This window comes from Streptomyces sp. NPDC107517 (assembly GCF_055582645.1).
The window spans coordinates 80,965-99,075 of the sequence record NZ_JBVJPM010000009.1 but is presented as its reverse complement, the minus strand read 5'-3'; the positions used below and the strand labels follow the sequence as shown (position 1 = coordinate 99,075).

Below are 18,111 nucleotides of genomic sequence, written 5' to 3'. Positions count from 1 at the left end.
GGAACAACGAAGGGCCAACCCCATGAGACGCACGAAATCCCTGCGCATCGCGCTGTCCGCATTACTGGTCGCCGGAGTGTCCGCCGGGTTCCTGCCGGCCTCCGCCGGTGCCGCCACCCCCGCGGACGAGAAGGCACCCGCCTCCGGGTCCATGCTCGCGGCCATGCAGCGCGACTTCGGCCTCAGCAAGAGCGAGGCAGAGGCTCGGCTGAGCGCGGAGAAGAAGGCCACGGCCGTCGAAGGAAAGGCACGGCGAGCCGCCGGATCGTCCTACGGCGGCGCCTGGTTCACACCGGAGAGCGGCCGCCTGACCGTGGCCGTCACCGACCGGAACAAGGCCGCGGCCGTACGGTCGACGGGCGCCGAGGCCAAGCTGGTGAAGTACAGCGCCAAACAGCTCGACGCGGCCAAGGAGCGCATCGACGCCCTCAAGGCTCCCAAGGGCGTGGCAAGTTGGCACGTCGATCCGGCGTCCAACCGGATCGTGATCGAGACCCTGGCCGGACGGCAGGGCGACAACGATGTCAGGCAGTTCCTCGCGCAGGCCCGCGAGGCCGGCCCTGTCACCGTCGAGAAGACCGCCCACGCACCCCGCACCCTCGCCGCCGGCACGGTCGGAGGCGACCCCTACTACACGGGCAACGTCCGCTGCTCGATCGGCTTCTCGGTGAACGGCGGATTCGTCACGGCCGGCCACTGCAGCGGCGCCGGCGCCGCGGTGAACGGCTGGGACGGTTCGTACATCGGCAACTTCCAGGGGTCGTCGTTCCCGGACAACGACTACGCCTGGGTCAACGTGGGCAGCGGCTGGTGGACCGTCCCCGTGGTCCTCGGCTGGGGCACTGTCCCGGACCAGCTGGTGCGCGGCTCTGCCGAGGCCCCGATCGGCGCGTCCATCTGCCGCTCGGGCTCCACCTCGCACTGGCACTGCGGCAATGTGCTGGCCAAGAACGAGACCGTGAACTACAGCCAGGGCGCGGTGCACGAGATGACCAAGACGAACGTGTGCGCCGAACCGGGCGACTCGGGCGGCTCGTTCATCAGCGGCGACCAGGCCCAGGGTGTCACCTCGGGCGGCTGGGGCGACTGCTCCGGCGGCGGTGAGACCTGGTACCAGCCCATCAACGAGATCCTGAACAGGTACGGTCTGAGCCTGACCACGGCCTGACCGACGCACTGAGAGGAGCCGGGCCCGGTACGGCGTCGGAGATGCCCCCTCCGCCGTACCGGGTCCCGCCTCCCTGAAGCGCCAACGGGCCTTCCCCACAACCGAGATGACGCTGGAGTCACGCATGACGGCACAGTCCTCCGGAAGCCGCATCGACACGAGCAGGGCCCACCCGGCGCGTGTCTACGACTGGCTGCTGGGCGGCAAGGACAACTATCCGGTGGATCAGGAAGTGGCGGAGAAACTGCCTCCGGAGTCCCGCCTCAGCGCCCAGCGCAACCGCGCGTTCATGCACCGTGCGGCGGCCTGGCTGGCGGGCAAGGGCATCGACCAGTTCCTCGACATCGGCGCGGGTATCCCCACGGAGCCGAACCTGCACCAGATCGTGCAGTCCATCGTGCCGTCGGCGCGGGTCGCGTACGCCGACAACGACCCCATCGTGCTCCGGCACGCGGAGGCACTGCTGGTCAGCACCCCCGAGGGGGCGACCGACTACATCGAGGCCGACGTCCGCCGGCCCCAGGTCATTCTCGACCACGCCCGCACGTTCCTGGACTTCACCCGGCCCGTCGCGCTGTCGATGGTCGCGCTGATGCACTTCATCACTGACGACGAGGCCCCGTACGCTCTCGCGCGGACGCTCATCGACGTTCTGCCCTCGGGCAGTTATTTCGTGTTCTCCCACGGCACCACCGATGAGCACCCGCACCTCGCGAAGACGGTGAAGAACACGTACCGGCAGGGCGAGATCCCGTTGCGGATGCGTACGCGGGCCGAGGTCGAGCCGTTCTTCGAGGGGCTGGAGCTGGTGGATCCGGGTCTGGTGACGGCGACCCAGTGGTACAAGGACTCCCCCGCACCCGAGGAGGAGCTGAGCGGCTTCTACGTCGGGGTCGCCCGGCTGCCCTGAAGACCCGACTTCCGCGCATACTCCGCGAGTCCGTCGGCCGTGTCGCCCGCCCATCCCACGTAGCCGTCGGGCCGCACCAGGTACACGCCCGCGCCGTACGCCTCGTACGCCGGGATCCGGACGACGGGGACGCCGAGCTCGGGGAGTTCGGTGTCCGTGCCCACCGTGAGCAGTGTCCAGTGCGGGCCGCGGAAGGTGTCGAAGAGGCGGACGCCGTCCACCGTTCCGTCCGGCGCCCGGTCTCCCGCGCGGACCGGCCCCGCGGTCGTGCGGGCGTCCACCGTGAGGGACGATTCGCGGTATCCGAGGCCCAGTTGACGGGTCGCCTCGCCGCGGCGGATCTCTCCGCGGTGCACGCCCGTCGAAATTCCGAGCATGTGCGCGGCGATCGGGCGACGCTCCTCCTCATACGTCTCGACGAGGGTCTCCGGGGCACCGTCGCGCAGCACCGCGCCCAGCTTCCAGCCCAGGTTGTACGCGTCCTGGACGCTGGTGTTCAGCCCCTGGCCCCCAGCGGGCGAGTGAACGTGGGCGGCGTCCCCGGCCAGAAGAACGCGCCCCGCGCGGAAGCGGTCGGCCAGGGCGGCCCGCGGCCGGAAGTCCGAGGCCCAGCGCAGCTCGGTCACGTCCTCGGGCGTCAGATGGGAGCGCGCGGCGACCACCTCGCGGATGCCGTCGAGAGAGAGGTCGGGCACCCTTCCCTCGGGGAACTGCGCACTCACCTGGAAGTCCTCGGTGCCGGCGAGCGGGCAGATCCCGAGGAAGCCCTCGCTCCCCTCGCGGGGCGGGAAGAAGTGCCAGTTGTCGCGGTCGAGGCCGGTGATGCGCACGTCCGCCACGAGCACCGGATGCGGGTCGACGGTCTCGCCCGTCATGCCGATGCCCAGCGCGCGGCGCACGGTCGAACGCCCGCCGTCGGCCGCGACGGCGTACCGGGCGCGGACCACACCGCCGGCGGCGAACTGCGCGGTCACCGTGTCCGCGTCCTGTTCCACCGCCACCAGTTCCCGGCCGAACTCCACCCGCCCCCCGAGCTCCATGAGCCTCTCGAACAGGATCTGCTGCGTGCGCCACTGCGGCACCATCCACGGCTCGGTGTACGGGGAGTCTTCGCTCGGCTCCCCCGGGTCGAACATCCTGTGCTCGCCGACCCGCGCGCCGTCCTTCCAGATCATCCCGACGGGATAGGGGCCGCCGCACGCGTGAATCGCGTCCAGCACGCCGAGATCGTGGAAGACCTCCCTCGTGCGCGGCTGGATCCCCTTGCCGCGAGACCCGGGGAAGAGCACGTCGGCGCGCTCGACGATGAGGGCGTCGACCCCGCGCCGGGCCAGGTCGACGGCCAGGGCGAGGCCGGTCGGCCCGGCGCCGACGACGAGGACCTCGGTGTGCGTGATCGCGTCCGCACGGTCTGCACGAGGGCTCACCGCCCGCTCCTTAACGTTGTTAAATTCCATGCTCGCAGCATGCGCTTAACGGCGTTAAACTGTCAAGCGTGGCTACGCAGAGATCCCCCAAGCTGGACAAGAAGCAGGTGGTCGGCACCGCGCTGCGCCTGCTCGACGACGTCGGCCTCGACGGCCTCACACTCCGGGCCATCGCCAAGGAGCTGGGTGTCCAGGCGCCCGCGCTCTACTGGCACTTCAAGAACAAGCAGGAGCTGCTGGACGAGATGGCGACGGAGATGTACCGCCGCATGACGGCCGACGATCCGCTCACGACGGACGCCACCTGGCGGGAGCGCCTGCTGACCGCGAACCGCGGACTGCGCACCGCGCTCCTGAGCCACCGCGACGGCGCCAAGGTCTTCAGCGGCTCACGCTTCACCGGCACGCTGCACGCGGTCGAGATGGAGCGGACGCTGACCCTGTTCACCGAAGCCGGATTCACGCTCGCACAGGCGGTGCGCGCCGCCACGACCGCGTATATGTACACCCTCGGTTTCGTCACCGAGGAGCAGGGCGTCCAGCCCCTGCCGGGCGAGCGCCGCGAGGGGTACGACATCGACGAACGCGCCCGCCGGATGGCCGACTTCCCCCTGTCGGCCGCGGCGGGCGCGGAGATCTTCGAGGACTACGAACAGCACTTCGAGGACGGTCTCGCCCTGGTGATCGCGGGGATCGAGGCGCGGTACGGAATGGACTGAGCCGCTGCCGGCGAAAGGGACTCGGCAGCGCGTCGACGACGAGGCGCTCGGCGACCTCTTGCCGCCACCCACGCTGCCCCTACAGCGGAGAACTCGCGGCGGCCCGCTGGGCTCAGGTGCCCGGCTTGCGGCCGTAGACGTAGACGTCGTCACCCGTCTTCAGCAGGGACCAGTACTTCTTCGCGGTGGTACTGGTCATGTTCACGCAGCCGTGCGAGCCGGGCGGGTTCCACATGCTCACGCCGACCGAGTGGAAGGCCTGGCCGCCGTCGAAGAACTGGCTGTAGGGCATGGGCACGTTGTAGATGCTCGACACGTGGTCGATGTACCGCCAGTAGATCTTCTTCAGGCCCGTGCGGGTCTCGTAGCCGTCACGGCCGGTGCGGACCGGCACCGGTCCGTAGACGAGGTTCTTGCCGTCCTGGATCCAGCTGAGCTGCAGCGTCAGGTTCACACAGGCGATGCGTCCCTTGTTGACGGGGCATTTGCCGTCTTTGTTGGGATTACTGCCGACGGCCTTCTGCTTGTTCATCAGGTCCATCACGCCCCACGTGACGGGTCCCGCGTAGCCGATGTTCGGGCTGATGCCGTGCTTGTTCTGGAAGCTCTGGACAGCCTTGCAGTCGGCGGCGGACTGCTTTCCGTCGACCGGCCGGCCGAGGAACCCCTCCACCTGCTTCTGATAGGGACCGGTCGATGTCGTGCAGCTCGCGGCCTGCGCGGGCGCGGCGCCCAGCGCGAGTGTCAGCGGCGCGACGAGTCCGGTGATCCCCAGTGCGACGGCTCCCCGTCTGCGTATGTCCCCCATGGAAGGGCCTTTCCTGGCAGGGCGCTCGATGCGCCTGACGCGTTCTCTGCCAGGTAGACCGGTTGCGGGGCTCGGAGGTTGCAGCCGTGCTCTGGCTGGGACCCAATGGTGACAATTCCGAGTTCTTCACCAATGGGAGCGTGCGGGTCGCCGGCTGTGGCGGCCCCGCTGATGGCCGGCGGCGGCGCGTCAGCAGGCGCCGACCCACTCCTCGTCGCCGTCCGAGAAGAACTGGTGTTTCCAGATGGGCACCTCGTGCTTGAGGTCCTCGACGAGGCGGGCGCAGGCGGCGAAGGCCTCCGCGCGGTGCGGGCAGGAGACCGCCGCGATCACCGCGACGTCGCCGATCTCCAGACGGCCCGTCCTGTGGACGGCGGCGAGGGCGCTGACCGGGAAGTCGGCGGCGACCTTCTCGGCGACCCGGCGCAACTCGCTCTCGGCGGCGGGATGGGCGCTGTATTCGAGGGCGTCCACCGATCTGCCGCCGTCGTGGTTGCGCACGGTTCCGACGAAGACGGCGGTGCCTCCGGCGGTGGCATCGCCCACGGCCTCGTACACCTCGTCCAGAGAGAGCGGGGTGTCGCGCAGTGCGAGCAGTTGAACGGGGTGGCCGGAGGGGTCCGGGATGTGCGGCATGGTTCGCTCCTGAGGTCGGGGGGCATTGCGGTGCGCGCAGGAGCGTCTTGAACTCCGGCTTGTGTGCGACGAGTTGAGGCGGATCAGCCACCCGCGAACGGAGGCAGCACCTCGACCGTCCCCCCTTCGGTGAGGTGGACCGAAGCGTGGTCGCGCCCGCCGACCGGGTGGCCGTCCACAAGGAACGAGCAGTAGCCGAGCACCCGCGCCAACCGCGGGCTGTCGTCGTGCCGGGAACGGACTTGTTCCAGCGCCTGCGCGAGTGTCGCCGCGCGGTAGGGCTCCTGCGCCGTACCGGCCGCGGCCTTGGCCGCCGCCCAGTAGCGGATGGTTCCGGCCGGCGTCATCGGCGTCGCCACGGCCGTGCCTCCTGTTGTCGAGCCGCTCTGGTCTACGTGCGGATGTCCCCACGCGGTCACTGTCCCGGCACCTCCAGGACTTCCGCGGTGGCCCCGGCGGGCACCCCGCCGGGCGGGACGACCGCGAGGCCGTCGGCGCACGCGAGTCCGCGCAGCATGGCCGGGCCGTCGAACGGGAGCGGCGCCACTTCGTGGTGCGTGCGTCGCACCGGCAGGAGCCGGGTGTCCCGCGGGTGTCCCGGCAGCTCGGTGGCGGCGCGCATCCGGCAGGGTTCCGCGTCCGGACGCCCGCCGAGGCGTCGCAGCAGCGGCGCGGCGAGCGTCACCGTGCCGGCGACGGCGGCAAGTGGGTTGCCGGGCAGGCCGACCAGCCGGCGAGTGCGGCCGTCAGGGGTGGGCGGCAGCTCGGCGAGCAGCATGGGGTGGCCGGGCCGGACGGCGACGGAGTCGACGAGCAAGCGGGCGCCCGCCTCTTCGAGGGTGGCGTGCAGGAAGTCCACCGGGCCGGCGGCGGTGCTGCCGGTGGTGACGACGACATCGGCGGCAGAGGTGCGTACGGCCTCCCGCAGCAGCCCCAAGTCGTCCGCCACGAGGCGGCGGCCGATCACGTCGGCGCCGTAACTTCGCAGCCACGACGGCAGCATGGGTCCGAGCGCGTCGCGGACCCGGCCGTTCCGGGGCAGACCGGACTCCATCAACTCGTCCCCCAGCACCAGGAGTTCGACGGTCGGGCGGCAGTGCACGGCGAGGCTGTCGTACCCGGCGGCCGCCGCGAGGCCCAGCACGGCCGGGGTCACCGTGACGCCGGCCGGGATCAGCGCCTCGCCCGCACGGCACTCCTGGCCACGCGGCCGGATGTCACGGCCCACAGCCACCGAGCCGGGCCCGTTCGAGCGATCGTGCAGCGTGCCGCGCTCGGCGTCGAACTCCCCATGTTCCCTGCGCAGTACCGCCGTTGCGCCCGTCGGCAGCCGGGCGCCGGTGGCGATGGGAACGGCTGTGCCGTAGTCGCCGAGCGGGGCGGACCGATCGCCGGCGAGCACGGCGGCGCCGCCCACCCGCCACGGTCCGGGTCCGGCCACGGCCCAGCCGTCCATCGCGGACGTGTCGAACGGCGGCAGGTCGGTGAGCGCCGTCAGCGGTTCGGCGAGAGCGTGACCGAGCGCGTCCGCCAGGGATCGGGGGACGACGGGCAGCGGGTGTCCGACGCAGTCCCGGGCGATCCGCCGGGCCTGTTCCCACGTCACGTGGATGTCGGCCGTCACTCGCCCGCCCTCCGTGCCGTGCACGGTGTGCGTGTCCATGACGGTCATGCGGTGCCCCCGCTGTTCCCGGGCTCGGCCGACCGGCGTTCGGCCAGCGCCGTCACCCGGCGGTTCTCCTCGGCCACGGCCTCGGCCCCGCCGCCGGCCTGCGCCGCGGCACAGCCGACCAGGAACGAGGTCAGCGGCGCCGCCGGGCGGGCCACGCCATGGGCGACGACCTTGGTCATGTCGAGCAGTTGGGCTACATCGACATCAAGGTCGATGCCGAGTTCGGACTTGACGTCCTCGATCCACTGACGCATCCAGCTCACCTCTGTTCGTTGCTTCCGCCCGCCGTGTGTCTTGGGGGCTCTTCGCCCTCAGCCGCCGATGGCCGACATCGGGCGTTCCGGGCGGCGGAACTCCGGGCTGTTGATCGCGTGGCCGGGCCCCTTGCCGCCGACCGAGGTCCGCCAGGCCGCCTCCACCGTCGCGTCGTCGGCGCCGCCTCGCAGGAGGGCACGCAGGTCGGACTCCTCAGGGGCGAAGAGGCAGTTGCGCAACTGCCCGTCCGCCGTCAGCCGCACGCGGTCGCACGTGCCGCAGAACGGACGGGTGACACTGGCGATGACACCCACCAGCGCCTCGCTGCCCGCGATCCGCCACTCCTCCGCGGGCGCGTTGTCGCGCCGCCCGACCGGCACGAGCGTGAAGTGCTCCCCGAGACGCTCCAGGACCTCCGCGGCCGTGACCATCCGGTCCCGGTCCCAAGCTCCCTGCGCGTCCAGGGGCATCGATTCGATGAACCGCATGTGGTATCCGTGCTCCGCCGCGAACGCGGTCAGGTCGACGATCTCGTCGTCGTTGACTCCGCGCACCGGCACCGCGTTGATCTTCACCGGGTTCAGACCCGCGTCGCGGGCGGCCGAGAGTCCGGCGAGTACGTCCCTGATCCTGTCGCGCCGGGTGATCTCGGCGAATCGCTCCGGGCGCAGGGTGTCGAGGCTGACGTTGACCCGGCCGAGCCCGGCCTCCCGCAATGCGTCGGCGCTGCGCGCCAGGCCTATGCCGTTGGTGGTGATCGACAGTTCCGGAGCCGGGTCCAGGGCGGACAGGCGGGCCACCAGGCCGGGCAGGCCCCTGCGCAGCAGCGGCTCGCCGCCGGTCAGCCGGACCTCGGTGATCCCGAGTCGCTCGGTGCCGATGCGGACCAGGCGTACCACCTCGTCGTCGGTGAGGACCTCGGCACGGGGCAGCCAGTTCAGGCCCTCGGCCGGCATGCAGTACGTGCAGCGCAGATTGCAGCGGTCGGTCAGCGAGACCCGCAGGTCCGTGTGGACCCGGCCGAAGCGGTCCACGAGGGGCGACGGGACGACGGGAAGGTGCTCCTCGTGGTGGCGCCGGGACCGACCGGTCCCGGTCGGCTCGTCGCTGTGATCAAGCACGGTTGCGCCCTCCCATGAAATACCAGTGGCCGGGGTTGGTGAAATTATTAGAGACCAAGGTTCGCGAATTATCCAGGGGTCGGAATCCGAAGCCTTTCCCCGCTACGCCTCTTCCCCACTCGTCGATCATCATGAAAAGGTTTCCCCAAGAAGTCAAAGCGGGGTTCTCGATGGCATGATCGGTCGAGGTTATCGAGCCTCGGACCCCAGCCAGGACAAGGGAAGACGCCTTGATAAGCGGCACCTATCAGGCGATCGGAAATGCCTCTTTGACGCGCCACGAGAATTGCAGGAAGCTTCTCTCGCGGCGATGACGCGTAAACGTATCCGGCGCGCACGAGTAAACCGCGGTAAAAGTGAACACGGAGAACAGGCCGCCGTTTCCCGGGGACCCGTCCGCCCAGGTGCACGGAAGAAAGAGGCAGACCAGATCATGAGCAGCAGCATCGAGGACCCGATCGACGACCTGACGGTCACGCCCCCCAAGACCTGGGCGACGGGTCTGCCCGCCGTGACGCACGCGCTGGAGTACTCCCTCGGCCAGACGTCCCCGCGCCGCACCATGCTGACGCTGCTGAACATCAACCAGGCCAAGGGCATCGACTGCCCCGGCTGTGCCTGGCCCGAGCCAGCGCCGGGCAAGCGGCACATGAACGAGTACTGCGAGAACGGCGCCAAGCACATCAACGACGAGGCCACCTCGCGCCGCGTCACCCGTGACTTCTTCCGCGAGCACTCGATCGCCGAGCTGAACTCCAAGTCCGACTACTGGCTCAACCAGCAGGGCCGGCTGACCGAGCCGATGGTCAAGCGCCCCGGCGCGACCCACTACGAGCCGATCGGCTGGGACGAGGCGTTCGGCATCCTCGCCAAGGAGCTCAAGCAGCTCACCTCCCCCGACGAGGCCCTGTTCTATGTCTCGGGGCGCCTCAACAACGAGGCCGCGTTCCTCCTCCAGCTCTTCGCCCGCGCATACGGCACCAACAACCTGCCGGACTGCTCCAACATGTGCCACGAGTCCAGCGGCTCCGCCATGTCGGAGACTCTGGGCATCGGCAAGGGCACGGTCTCGCTCGACGACCTGGAGAACTCCGATCTGGTCTTCGTCGTGGGCCAGAACCCGGGCACCAACCACCCGCGCATGCTGTCCTCCCTGGAGGAGACCAAGCGCAACGGCGGCAAGATCGTCGCCGTCAACACGCTCCCCGAGGCCGGCCTGCTCCGCTTCAAGCACCCGCAGCGTCCGCGCGGCATCATCGGCAAGGGCACGCAGATCGCCGACCAGTTCCTGCACATCAGGGCCGGCGGCGACCTCGCCCTGTTCCAGGCCCTGAACCTGCTGCTCCTGGAGGCCGAGGACGCCAACCCGGGCACGGTGATCGACCACGCCTTCATCGAGAAGAACACCATCGGCTTCGAAGCCTTCGAGAAGCACGCGCGCGAGGTCACGTGGGAGCACATCCACGACGCCACCGGCCTCTCCCGTGAGGAGATCGACGAGGTCTTCGAGCGCGTCCTGAAGGCCAAGTCCATCATCGTGTGCTGGGCGATGGGCCTCACCCAGCACAAGCACGGCGTCCCCTCCATCCGCGAAGTCATCAACTTCCTGATGCTGCGCGGCAACATCGGCAAGCCCGGCGCGGGCGCGTGCCCGGTACGCGGCCACAGCAACGTGCAGGGCGACCGCACGATGGGCGTGTGGGAGCGGATGCCGCAGAAGTTCCTGGACTCCCTGGGCAAGGAGTTCGGCTTCACGCCGCCCGGCCACCACGGTCTGGACGCCGTCGACGGAATCCGCGCCATGTACGAGAAGCGAGCCAGGTTCTTCCTCGGCGTCGCCGGCAACTTCGTACGGGCCACCCCCGACAGCGAGGTCACCGAGCAGGCGATGCGCAACTGCAGCCTGACGGCCCACGTCTCGACGAAGCTCAACCGCTCCCACACGGTCTGCGGTGAGAGTGCGCTGATCCTGCCCACCCTGGGCCGCAGCGACAAGGACTTCCAGGCCACCGGCGAGCAGTTCATCACCGTCGAGGACTCGATGAGCGACGTGCACGCCTCCCGCGGCAAGCTGCCGCCGGCCTCCCCGCACCTGCTCAGCGAGGTCGCCATCATCAGCCGCATGGCCCGCGCGACCCTCGGCGACAGGTACGGCATCCCGTGGCAGGGCTTCGAGGACGACTACGGCACCGTCCGCGACCGGATCTCACGCGTCGTCCCGGGCTTCGAGGACTTCAACGAGCGCGTCTCCGTCCCGGGTGGCTTCAACCTGCCCAACCCGGCCAACCGCGGCGTCTTCAACACCCCGAGCGGAAAGGCCGTGTTCACGGAGAACGAGTTCACGATGCCGCACGTGCCGGAGGGTCACCTGTTGCTCCAGACGCTGCGCTCGCACGACCAGTGGAACACCGTCTGGTACGCCCCCAACGACCGCTACCGCGGCATTCACAACGCCCGCCGTGTCGTGATGGTGAACCCCGCCGACCTCAAGCTGCTCGGTATCGAGGACGGCGACATGGTCGACCTGGTCAGCGTCTGGCACGACGAGCGGGAGCGGCGGGCCGAGAACTTCAAGGTCGTCGCCTACCCGGCCAGCCCCGGCTCCGCCGCGGCCTACTACCCCGAGACGAACGTCCTGGTCCCGCTGGACAGCGTCGCCGACATCAGCAACTGCCCGACGTCCAAGGGAGTTGTCGTGCGTCTGGAGCCCGTCGGCACTCCGAGCTGACCCGACGCCCGGCACTCCCACGGCAGTTCAGGGAGTGCCGGAGTCCTCGGAGTGCCCGCCGCGACGGCGGGCCGAAGCACCGTGTTCAGAAAGGTGATTGCCTGCATGGCCGCAACTCGCGCCGTCCGCGGCTGGCTTCCGGCGGCGGCCGCGGTGTTCACCGCCGGGTGGGGCGCGAACCAGTTCACCCCGCTCGCGGTGGTGTACCGGACCCAGGAGCACTGGCCTCCCGTCCCGGTCGCCGCCATGTTCACCACCTACCTGCTGGGTCTGCTCCCCGGCCTGCTGCTCGGCGGCCCGGCCGCCGACAGGTTCGGCCGATGCCTCACGGTCCGGCCCGCCCTGGCCCTGTCCGCCGCCGCGAGCGCCCTGCTGGCGGCGGCGCCGGTGAGCCCGGACGCCGTCTACGTGAGCCGGCCGGCCACCGGATTCGCGGCAGGTGTCGTCCTGAGTGCGGGGACCAAATGGCTTCGGGAGCTGTCGGCCTGGGCCGGGCGCCCGGACGCCGGTGACCGGCGCGTTACGTACGCCACCGGTGGTGGATTCGCGGCGGGTGCGGTGACGGCGGGCGCCTTCGCCCAGTGGCTGCCGCATCCGATGGTGCTGCCCGGCCTCGCCCACTGTCTGCTGGCCCTGCTGGTGCTGGGCGTGACCCGCCGCGTACCGGAGACGGCTCCGGCACCCGGTGCGGCCCCGGCGCCGTCCCGCGTCGTGGACCTGCACCGGGCGATCGTCGGGAACAGGCGCTTCCTGTGGGTCGTGCTTCCCGCGAGCCCGGCGGTCTTCGGCGCCGCGACCGTGGCGTACGTGGTGCTGCCTCCGCTGGTGGCGAACCGGGTTCCCGGATACGCGCCGCTCTTCAGCGGTCTCGTGACGGCGCTGACGCTCACCATGGGCATCGCCGTCCAGCCCCTGGCCGTACGGCTCGACCATGCGCACAGCGCGCGGGCCACCCTGACCGCCATGGTCACCGTGATCGGCGGACTCACCGTGGGCGCGATCGCCGCACACCGGAACTCCGCCGGTCTCGTGATGGCCGCGGCGGCCCTGCTCGGCGCCGGATACGGGCTCACCCTGGCGGCGGGCCTGAGGGAGATCCAGCGGCTCATGCCGCCCAAGGCCCACCCCTCGACGGCGGTCCTCTACCAGGGCGCCACCTACAGCGGCTTCCTCACACCGCTCCTGCTCGCCCTCACGGCGGGCGCGGGCACCGCCCCCTACCCGGCGCTCCTGGCGGGCATGGCGGCCGTGGGCCTGCTGTGCCTGGCTGTCACAGCCGGGTACAGCCGCCGGAGTCTTCCCTGATGGCGCGGGCGCAGGACGAGGTCCGCCACGCGTCATATCGTCTACGACATCGGAGTACGGCTCCGAGGAAAGGAGCACCATCATGGGACGCGTGACCGCGCGCCGGCGTGTGCTGCGAGTTCGGGACGGGGTGTCCTCGTACCGGCCGGACACCATGGCCGTCGAGGAGCCGATGGAGATCAGGGTGGGCGGGCGCCCGCTCACGGTGACCATGCGGACACCGGGCGACGACTTCGATCTCGCGGCCGGGTTCCTGGTGAGCGAGGGCGTGGTGCACGCCGGCGACGATGTGACGGGGATCCGTTACTGCGCGGGCGCCACGGCCGACGGCGGCAACACGTACAACGTGGTGGACGTGGCCCTGGCCCCCGGCGTGGCCGCACCCGACGCCTCTCTGGAGCGGAACTTCTACACCACGTCCTCGTGCGGGCTGTGCGGCAAGGCCAGCCTGGACGCGGTGCGCACCACCGCGGCGTGGACCGTCTCCGAGGATCCGCTGCGCGTCGGCCCGGAGCTGGTGACGGCGCTGCCGGACCGGCTGCGGGCGGCCCAGAAGGTGTTCGACAGCACGGGCGGCCTGCACGCCGCCGCCCTGTTCGACGCCGACGGCGAGATGCTGTGCCTGCGTGAGGACGTCGGCCGACACAACGCCGTCGACAAGGTGATCGGCCACGCACTGCGCGAGGGGCTGCTGCCGCTGCGCGAGACCGTCCTGATGGTGAGCGGCCGGGCCTCCTTCGAGCTGGTGCAGAAGGCGCTGATGGCCGGAATCCCCATGCTGGCGGCCGTCTCCGCCCCGTCCTCGCTCGCCGTGGACCTCGCAGCCGAGAGCGGACTGACCCTGATCGGCTTCCTGCGCGGCACCTCGATGAACGTCTACACCGGCGCCGAGCGGCTGGCACAGGTGCCCGTGGCCTGACGCACTGACCGGTGACTCGTCCGGCGGCCAGCGAGCCCGGTTGGCTTTCCCCCGGGCCGTCGGGTAGACCCATGGCGTGCTGTTTCGCCAACTCGAATACCTGGTGGCCCTCTCGCGGGAGCGCCACTTCGCCCGCGCCGCCCAGGCCTGTTACGTCTCCCAGCCCGCCCTCTCCGAGGCGATCCGCAAGCTGGAGGAGGAGCTGGACGTGCCGCTGGTCCGGCGCGGCCGCAAATACGAGGGCCTCACACCCGAGGGCGAACGCATCGTGGTGTGGGCGCAGCGGATCCTGGCCGATCGTGACGCGCTCAAGGACGAGGTCGGCGCGCTGCGCACCGGGCTGAGCGGCCGGATGCGGATCGGCTCGGTCCCGACCGCGTCCGGCGCCGTCTCCCTGCTGACCGGTCCGTTCTGCGCGGAGCACCCGCTGGTGACCGTGGAGGTGATAGCGGACCTCCAGTCGCGGGACATCCTCCGCCAGCTGCAGAATTTCGAGATCGACGCCGGAGTCACCTATCTGCACAAGGACCTTGCGGAGAACTTCCACACGGTCCCGCTGTACGAGGAGCGGTACGTGCTCCTGATCACGGCCGCCGATGCCCTGGCGCATCGCACGACGGCCACGTGGACGGAGGCGTCCCGGCTGCCGCTGTGCCTGCTGACCGACTCCATGCAGGGGCGCCGCGTGCTGGACGAGGTGTTCGCCGAGGCCGGGACCCGGCCGTCGCCCCGGGTCGAGACCGACTCGGTGGGCGCGCTGTTCGCCCATGTCAGGACGGGGCGGTGGGCCAGCATCGTGCCGCACGCGTGGCTGCATGTCTTCGGCGTCCCGCACGGCATGCGCGCGGTGCCACTCGTCGAACCCTCCCGGACCGTGCCGGTCGGACTGGTGGTCACGGCCCGCGAGCCGGGATCGGTCATGGCCCGCGCACTGACGGAAGTCGCCCGGCACACCGATGTGGCGGCCGCGCTGGAACGCCTCCCCGGGGATCCCGTGACCCCGTAGCCGCCCCGGATCACGCGCCCAGCGACACCACCGTGACCGTCGCCTGCCCGTCCGGCGCCTCATAGCTGACGCTGTCCCCGGCGCGGTGACCGAGCAGCGCGCTGCCGAGCGGGCTGTCGGCGGTGACCAGCGTCCGGTCGAGGACCGCCGCGCCCTCGCCGATCTGGACGGTCGCCACCGAGTCGTCCGCGTACCTCACCTTGACCGTGCTGCCCACGCCCACCACATCCGTGCTGGGCGGGCCCGCGTCGGCGGCGCCGTGCAGGCGCACCTTGATCTCGTCGATGCGGGCGTCGAGGCGGTCGACCTCGTCGGAGCGGATCAACTCGTCGGCCTGGTCGGCGCGGTCGCCCACCTCGGTGGTGTCCTGCAACGTGGCGGCGTCCGCGTTGCGTTCGGCCGTCACGTCGGCGAGTTCCTGCTCGAGCGCACGGCGCTCGGCGGCGCTCATCGGTTCGGGCTCTCCGCTCATTCCTGCTCCCTTCACGGCCTGCTGCCGGTGTGCGGGAAGGTCACCTGTCGTAGCGGGTCGGGTCATAGCGCGACGGCGGGAAGGCGTCTCGTTGCGAACGCGGCCCCTTGCCCGCAGGCATCTCGCCGCTGTCGACCGCGCGATCGATCTCCCTGTGGATTGCCTCGTACTGCTTCGCGGGCCGCTCGGGCTCCTTCACCCGCAGCCCGACCTCCCGCAGGTCCTCCTGGGTGCGCCTTTCGAGTGCATCCACGTCGGGGCGCAGAGGCATGCCGCGCCGGTCGTCGGGGTTGCCCTCGACGGAACGGTTGGACTTGTGGTGACGGACCATGTGTCCTCCTTGGTTCAGGCGCCGTCAGGCGCGCCCGACCGGATCAGGCATCGGGAGTCTGCTGCGCCTCGGCCGCGGGTGTGTCCTTCGCGGACCCTCCGGCCTTCGCCTCCTGCGCGGAATCGCCCTTGCTCACGGTGCAGTGGATGGTGTCGTTCACCACGTCCGCGACGATGGTGTCCCCCGGCTCCGCGTCACCGCTCAGCAGGATCGACGCGATCCGGTTGTCGAGTTCGGCCTGGATCGTGCGCCGCAGCGGACGCGCGCCGAACTCCGGCTGGTGGCCATGGGCGACGAGCAGCTTCTTGGCCGCCTCGGTGACGTCCAAGGTCATGCCCTGTCCGAGCACCCGGCGCTTGCTCTGGTCCAGGAGGTGCTCCACGATCTGCGACAGGTCGTCCTCGGTGAGGGCGTGGAAGATGATGATGTCGTCGATGCGGTTGAGGAACTCGGGCAGGAACCGGGAGTGCAGATCCTCCATCAGCTCGCCCTTGATCTCGGACACGTCGCCGTGGTGCGCGAGGATCCGGTGGGCGCCGATGTTCGACGTCATGATGATGACGCAGTGGCGGAAGTCGACGGTGCGGCCCTGGCCGTCGGTGAGCCGTCCGTCATCGAGGATCTGGAGCAGGGTGTTGAAGACGTCGGGGTGGGCCTTCTCCACCTCGTCGAACAGCACGACGCTGTACGGCTGCCGGCGGACCTTCTCGGTGAGCTGACCGGCCTCCTCGTAACCGACGTATCCGGGAGGGGCGCCGACGAGGCGGGCGACCGTGTGCTTCTCCTGGAACTCGCTCATGTCGAAGCGGATCATGTGATCCTCGTCGCCGAACAGCAGGTCGGCGAGGGTCTTCGCGAGTTCCGTCTTGCCGACGCCGGTGGGGCCCAGGAAGAGGAACGAGCCCACGGGGCGGTTGGGATCGCCCATGCCCGCCCGGTTGCGCCGCACGGCCTCGGAGACGGCGGTGACCGCCTCGTCCTGGCCGACGACCCGCGAGTGCATCTCCGCCTCGAGGTTGAGGAGCTTCTCCTTCTCGCTCGCGGTGAGCTGGGAGACCGGGATGCCGGTGCGCCGCGACACGACGTCGGCGATGTCGCCCTCGGTGACCGAGACGACGCCCTCGCGCCGTTCCTCGATGCCCGCGAGCTCGCCCTCCAGCTCGGCGATCTGCCGCTTGAACTCCGACGCCTTCTCGAAGTCCTCGACGGCCACGGCCTGTTGCTGCTCTCGCCGCAGCTTGGCGATGCGGTCCTCGCGGCTGACGACCTCGGTGGACCGCCCGGCGCTGCGCAGCCGCACGCGCGCGCCCGCCTGGTCCATCAGGTCGATGGCCTTGTCCGGCAGGAACCGGTCGCTGATGTAGCGGTCGGAGAGCTCGGCCGCCGCCGCCAGGGCGCCGTCGGCGAAGCGGACCTGGTGGTGGGCCTCGTACGCGTCCCGCAGTCCTTCCAGGATCTGCACCGTCTGCTCGACGGTCGGCTCCGGAATCAGGACGGGCTGGAAGCGGCGCTCCAGCGCGGCGTCCTTCTCGATGTGCCTGCGGTACTCGTCGATGGTCGTCGCGCCCACGAGCTGCAGCTCACCACGCGCGAGGGCGGGCTTCAGCATGTTGCCCGCGTCCATGGAACCCTCGCCGGTCGCTCCCGCGCCGACGACCGTGTGCAGTTCGTCGATGAACAGGATGATGCTGCCGCTGGCTTCCTGGACGTCCTCGATGACCTTCTTCAGGCGCTCCTCGAACTGGCCGCGGTACTGCGCGCCGGCCACCATGCCGGAGAGGTCGAGTGAGACAACTCGCTTGTCCTTCAGGGTTTCCGGGACCTCACCCGCCACGATGCGCTGGGCCAGACCCTCCACGATGGCGGTCTTTCCGACGCCGGGCTCACCGATGAGCACAGGGTTGTTCTTGGAGCGCCGCGAGAGGATCTCGACGGTCTGCTCGATCTCGTCGGCCCGCCCCACGACCGGGTCGAGCATTCCCGCCTTCGCGTCCTCCGTCAGGTCCCGGCCGTACTCGTCGAGCGTCGTCGCAGGCTTCTTGGCCTCCGCGGCCCCTTCCGTGCGCGACGCCTGATCCGCGAGGCTCTCCAGTCGGTCCGGGCTGAAGCCCTGCGCGCGCAGCAGCCGGGCGGCGCCGCTGTCGGAGTCGCTCAGGAGCGCGGCGAGAATGTGCTCGGGGCCGATGTACGAGGCCCCGGTCGCCTGCGAGTGCGAGTAGGCGGCCTGGAGCGTGCGCTTGGCCGCCGGCGTGAGTCCGGGCTCCGCCGACGGCTGGCCGGACTCCTGCGGAAGGACTGCGGCTACTTCCGTCGACAGCGCGTCGGGGTCCACACCGATCTGGGAGAGCAGCTTCCGGGTCGGATCGATCTTCGTCGTCGCCCAGAGCAGATGCTCGGTGTCGAGATCGGAGGTTCCGTCCTCGATCGCCTTCTGAGCGGCGAGACCGAGGAGTTCCTGCGACGAGTCCGTCAAGAGCCGTCCGATCGGCACGCGTTGGACGGCCGGCGGTGAGGATGCCGGCGACATTCCGAAAAACCGGCTGAACAAGTCGCTGAAAGGGTCGGACGAGCCGAACCCCGAACCGAAGGACATCGACATGCCTGCTCCTGATGGAGAGAGATTGGTTCAACTCA

At 70.3% G+C, this 18,111-nt stretch carries 17 protein-coding genes; 7 read left to right on the top strand and 10 right to left on the bottom strand.

Features of this window, described 5'->3' with window-relative positions; translation table 11 throughout:
• Positions 1-22: 22 nt before the first annotated feature.
• Both ACZ67T_RS21650 and ACZ67T_RS21645 read left to right on the top strand, forming a co-directional pair.
• Complete coding sequence (locus ACZ67T_RS21650; RefSeq protein ID WP_469986080.1) at positions 23-1,168, top strand: S1 family peptidase; 1,146 nt, start codon at positions 23-25, stop codon at positions 1,166-1,168.
• Positions 1,169-1,292: 124 nt separating this feature from the next.
• Positions 1,293-2,078, top strand: a complete 786-nt coding sequence (locus ACZ67T_RS21645; protein ID WP_469986078.1) for an SAM-dependent methyltransferase — start codon at positions 1,293-1,295, stop codon at positions 2,076-2,078.
• Here the strand turns inward: ACZ67T_RS21645 and ACZ67T_RS21640 are convergent.
• The gene (locus tag ACZ67T_RS21640) at positions 2,051-3,535 is read right to left on the bottom strand and encodes an FAD-dependent oxidoreductase (RefSeq protein ID WP_469986077.1); all 1,485 of its coding nucleotides are present in this window, start codon (positions 3,533-3,535) and stop codon (positions 2,051-2,053) included. The genes ACZ67T_RS21645 and ACZ67T_RS21640 overlap by 28 nt on opposite strands.
• A gap of 38 nt (positions 3,536-3,573) precedes the next feature.
• Here ACZ67T_RS21640 and ACZ67T_RS21635 point away from each other — a divergent pair, with 38 nt between their 5' ends.
• Entirely contained in the window at positions 3,574-4,224 is a 651-nt protein-coding gene (locus tag ACZ67T_RS21635; RefSeq protein WP_469986075.1) for a TetR/AcrR family transcriptional regulator, read from the top strand.
• 112 nt (positions 4,225-4,336) lie between these two features.
• Here the strand turns inward: ACZ67T_RS21635 and ACZ67T_RS21630 are convergent, their stop codons facing one another.
• From ACZ67T_RS21630 to moaA, 6 genes are all read right to left on the bottom strand, one after another.
• Positions 4,337-5,032 carry a L,D-transpeptidase family protein gene (locus ACZ67T_RS21630; protein WP_469986073.1) on the bottom strand — a complete coding sequence of 232 codons (696 nt, stop codon included), beginning with the start codon at positions 5,030-5,032 and terminating at the stop codon, positions 4,337-4,339.
• A gap of 189 nt (positions 5,033-5,221) precedes the next feature.
• Entirely contained in the window at positions 5,222-5,668 is a 447-nt protein-coding gene (locus ACZ67T_RS21625) for a molybdenum cofactor biosynthesis protein MoaE (RefSeq protein ID WP_399971347.1), read from the bottom strand.
• A gap of 83 nt (positions 5,669-5,751) precedes the next feature.
• A complete protein-coding gene (locus ACZ67T_RS21620; RefSeq protein ID WP_469986400.1) occupies positions 5,752-6,015 on the bottom strand; it encodes a MoaD/ThiS family protein in 264 nt (87 codons plus the stop codon).
• Positions 6,016-6,083: 68 nt separating this feature from the next.
• Complete coding sequence (locus ACZ67T_RS21615) at positions 6,084-7,331, bottom strand: molybdopterin molybdotransferase MoeA (protein ID WP_469986398.1); 1,248 nt, start codon at positions 7,329-7,331, stop codon at positions 6,084-6,086.
• Between the two features lie 5 nt (positions 7,332-7,336).
• Positions 7,337-7,594, bottom strand: a complete 258-nt coding sequence (locus tag ACZ67T_RS21610) for a DUF6457 domain-containing protein (protein ID WP_469986070.1) — start codon at positions 7,592-7,594, stop codon at positions 7,337-7,339.
• 57 nt (positions 7,595-7,651) lie between these two features.
• Entirely contained in the window at positions 7,652-8,629 is a 978-nt protein-coding gene (gene moaA / locus ACZ67T_RS21605) for a GTP 3',8-cyclase MoaA (protein WP_469986397.1), read from the bottom strand.
• A 520-nt stretch (positions 8,630-9,149) separates the two neighbouring features.
• Here moaA and ACZ67T_RS21600 point away from each other — a divergent pair.
• The 4 genes from ACZ67T_RS21600 (at position 9,150) to ACZ67T_RS21585 (ending at position 14,674) form a co-directional block, all read left to right on the top strand.
• Positions 9,150-11,444 carry an FdhF/YdeP family oxidoreductase gene (locus ACZ67T_RS21600; RefSeq protein WP_469986068.1) on the top strand — a complete coding sequence of 765 codons (2,295 nt, stop codon included), beginning with the start codon at positions 9,150-9,152 and terminating at the stop codon, positions 11,442-11,444.
• 105 nt (positions 11,445-11,549) lie between these two features.
• Positions 11,550-12,749, top strand: coding sequence for an MFS transporter (locus tag ACZ67T_RS21595; protein ID WP_469986067.1), 1,200 nt, complete (start codon positions 11,550-11,552; stop codon positions 12,747-12,749).
• A gap of 82 nt (positions 12,750-12,831) precedes the next feature.
• Positions 12,832-13,668, top strand: a complete 837-nt coding sequence (fdhD, locus tag ACZ67T_RS21590) for a formate dehydrogenase accessory sulfurtransferase FdhD (protein WP_469986065.1) — start codon at positions 12,832-12,834, stop codon at positions 13,666-13,668.
• Between the two features lie 76 nt (positions 13,669-13,744).
• A complete protein-coding gene (locus tag ACZ67T_RS21585; RefSeq protein ID WP_469986064.1) occupies positions 13,745-14,674 on the top strand; it encodes a LysR family transcriptional regulator in 930 nt (309 codons plus the stop codon).
• 10 nt (positions 14,675-14,684) lie between these two features.
• Here ACZ67T_RS21585 and ACZ67T_RS21580 read toward each other — a convergent pair whose 3' ends face one another.
• The 3 genes from ACZ67T_RS21580 to ACZ67T_RS21570 are packed head-to-tail and all read right to left on the bottom strand — an operon-like array spanning position 14,685 to position 18,076.
• On the bottom strand, positions 14,685-15,146 hold the full coding sequence (locus ACZ67T_RS21580) for a GreA/GreB family elongation factor (protein WP_469986062.1): 462 nt from the start codon (positions 15,144-15,146) through the stop codon (positions 14,685-14,687).
• 40 nt (positions 15,147-15,186) lie between these two features.
• Entirely contained in the window at positions 15,187-15,477 is a 291-nt protein-coding gene (locus tag ACZ67T_RS21575) for a hypothetical protein (protein WP_469986060.1), read from the bottom strand.
• Positions 15,478-15,520: 43 nt separating this feature from the next.
• Positions 15,521-18,076 carry an ATP-dependent Clp protease ATP-binding subunit gene (locus ACZ67T_RS21570; protein WP_469986059.1) on the bottom strand — a complete coding sequence of 852 codons (2,556 nt, stop codon included), beginning with the start codon at positions 18,074-18,076 and terminating at the stop codon, positions 15,521-15,523.
• Positions 18,077-18,111 lie beyond the last annotated feature (35 nt).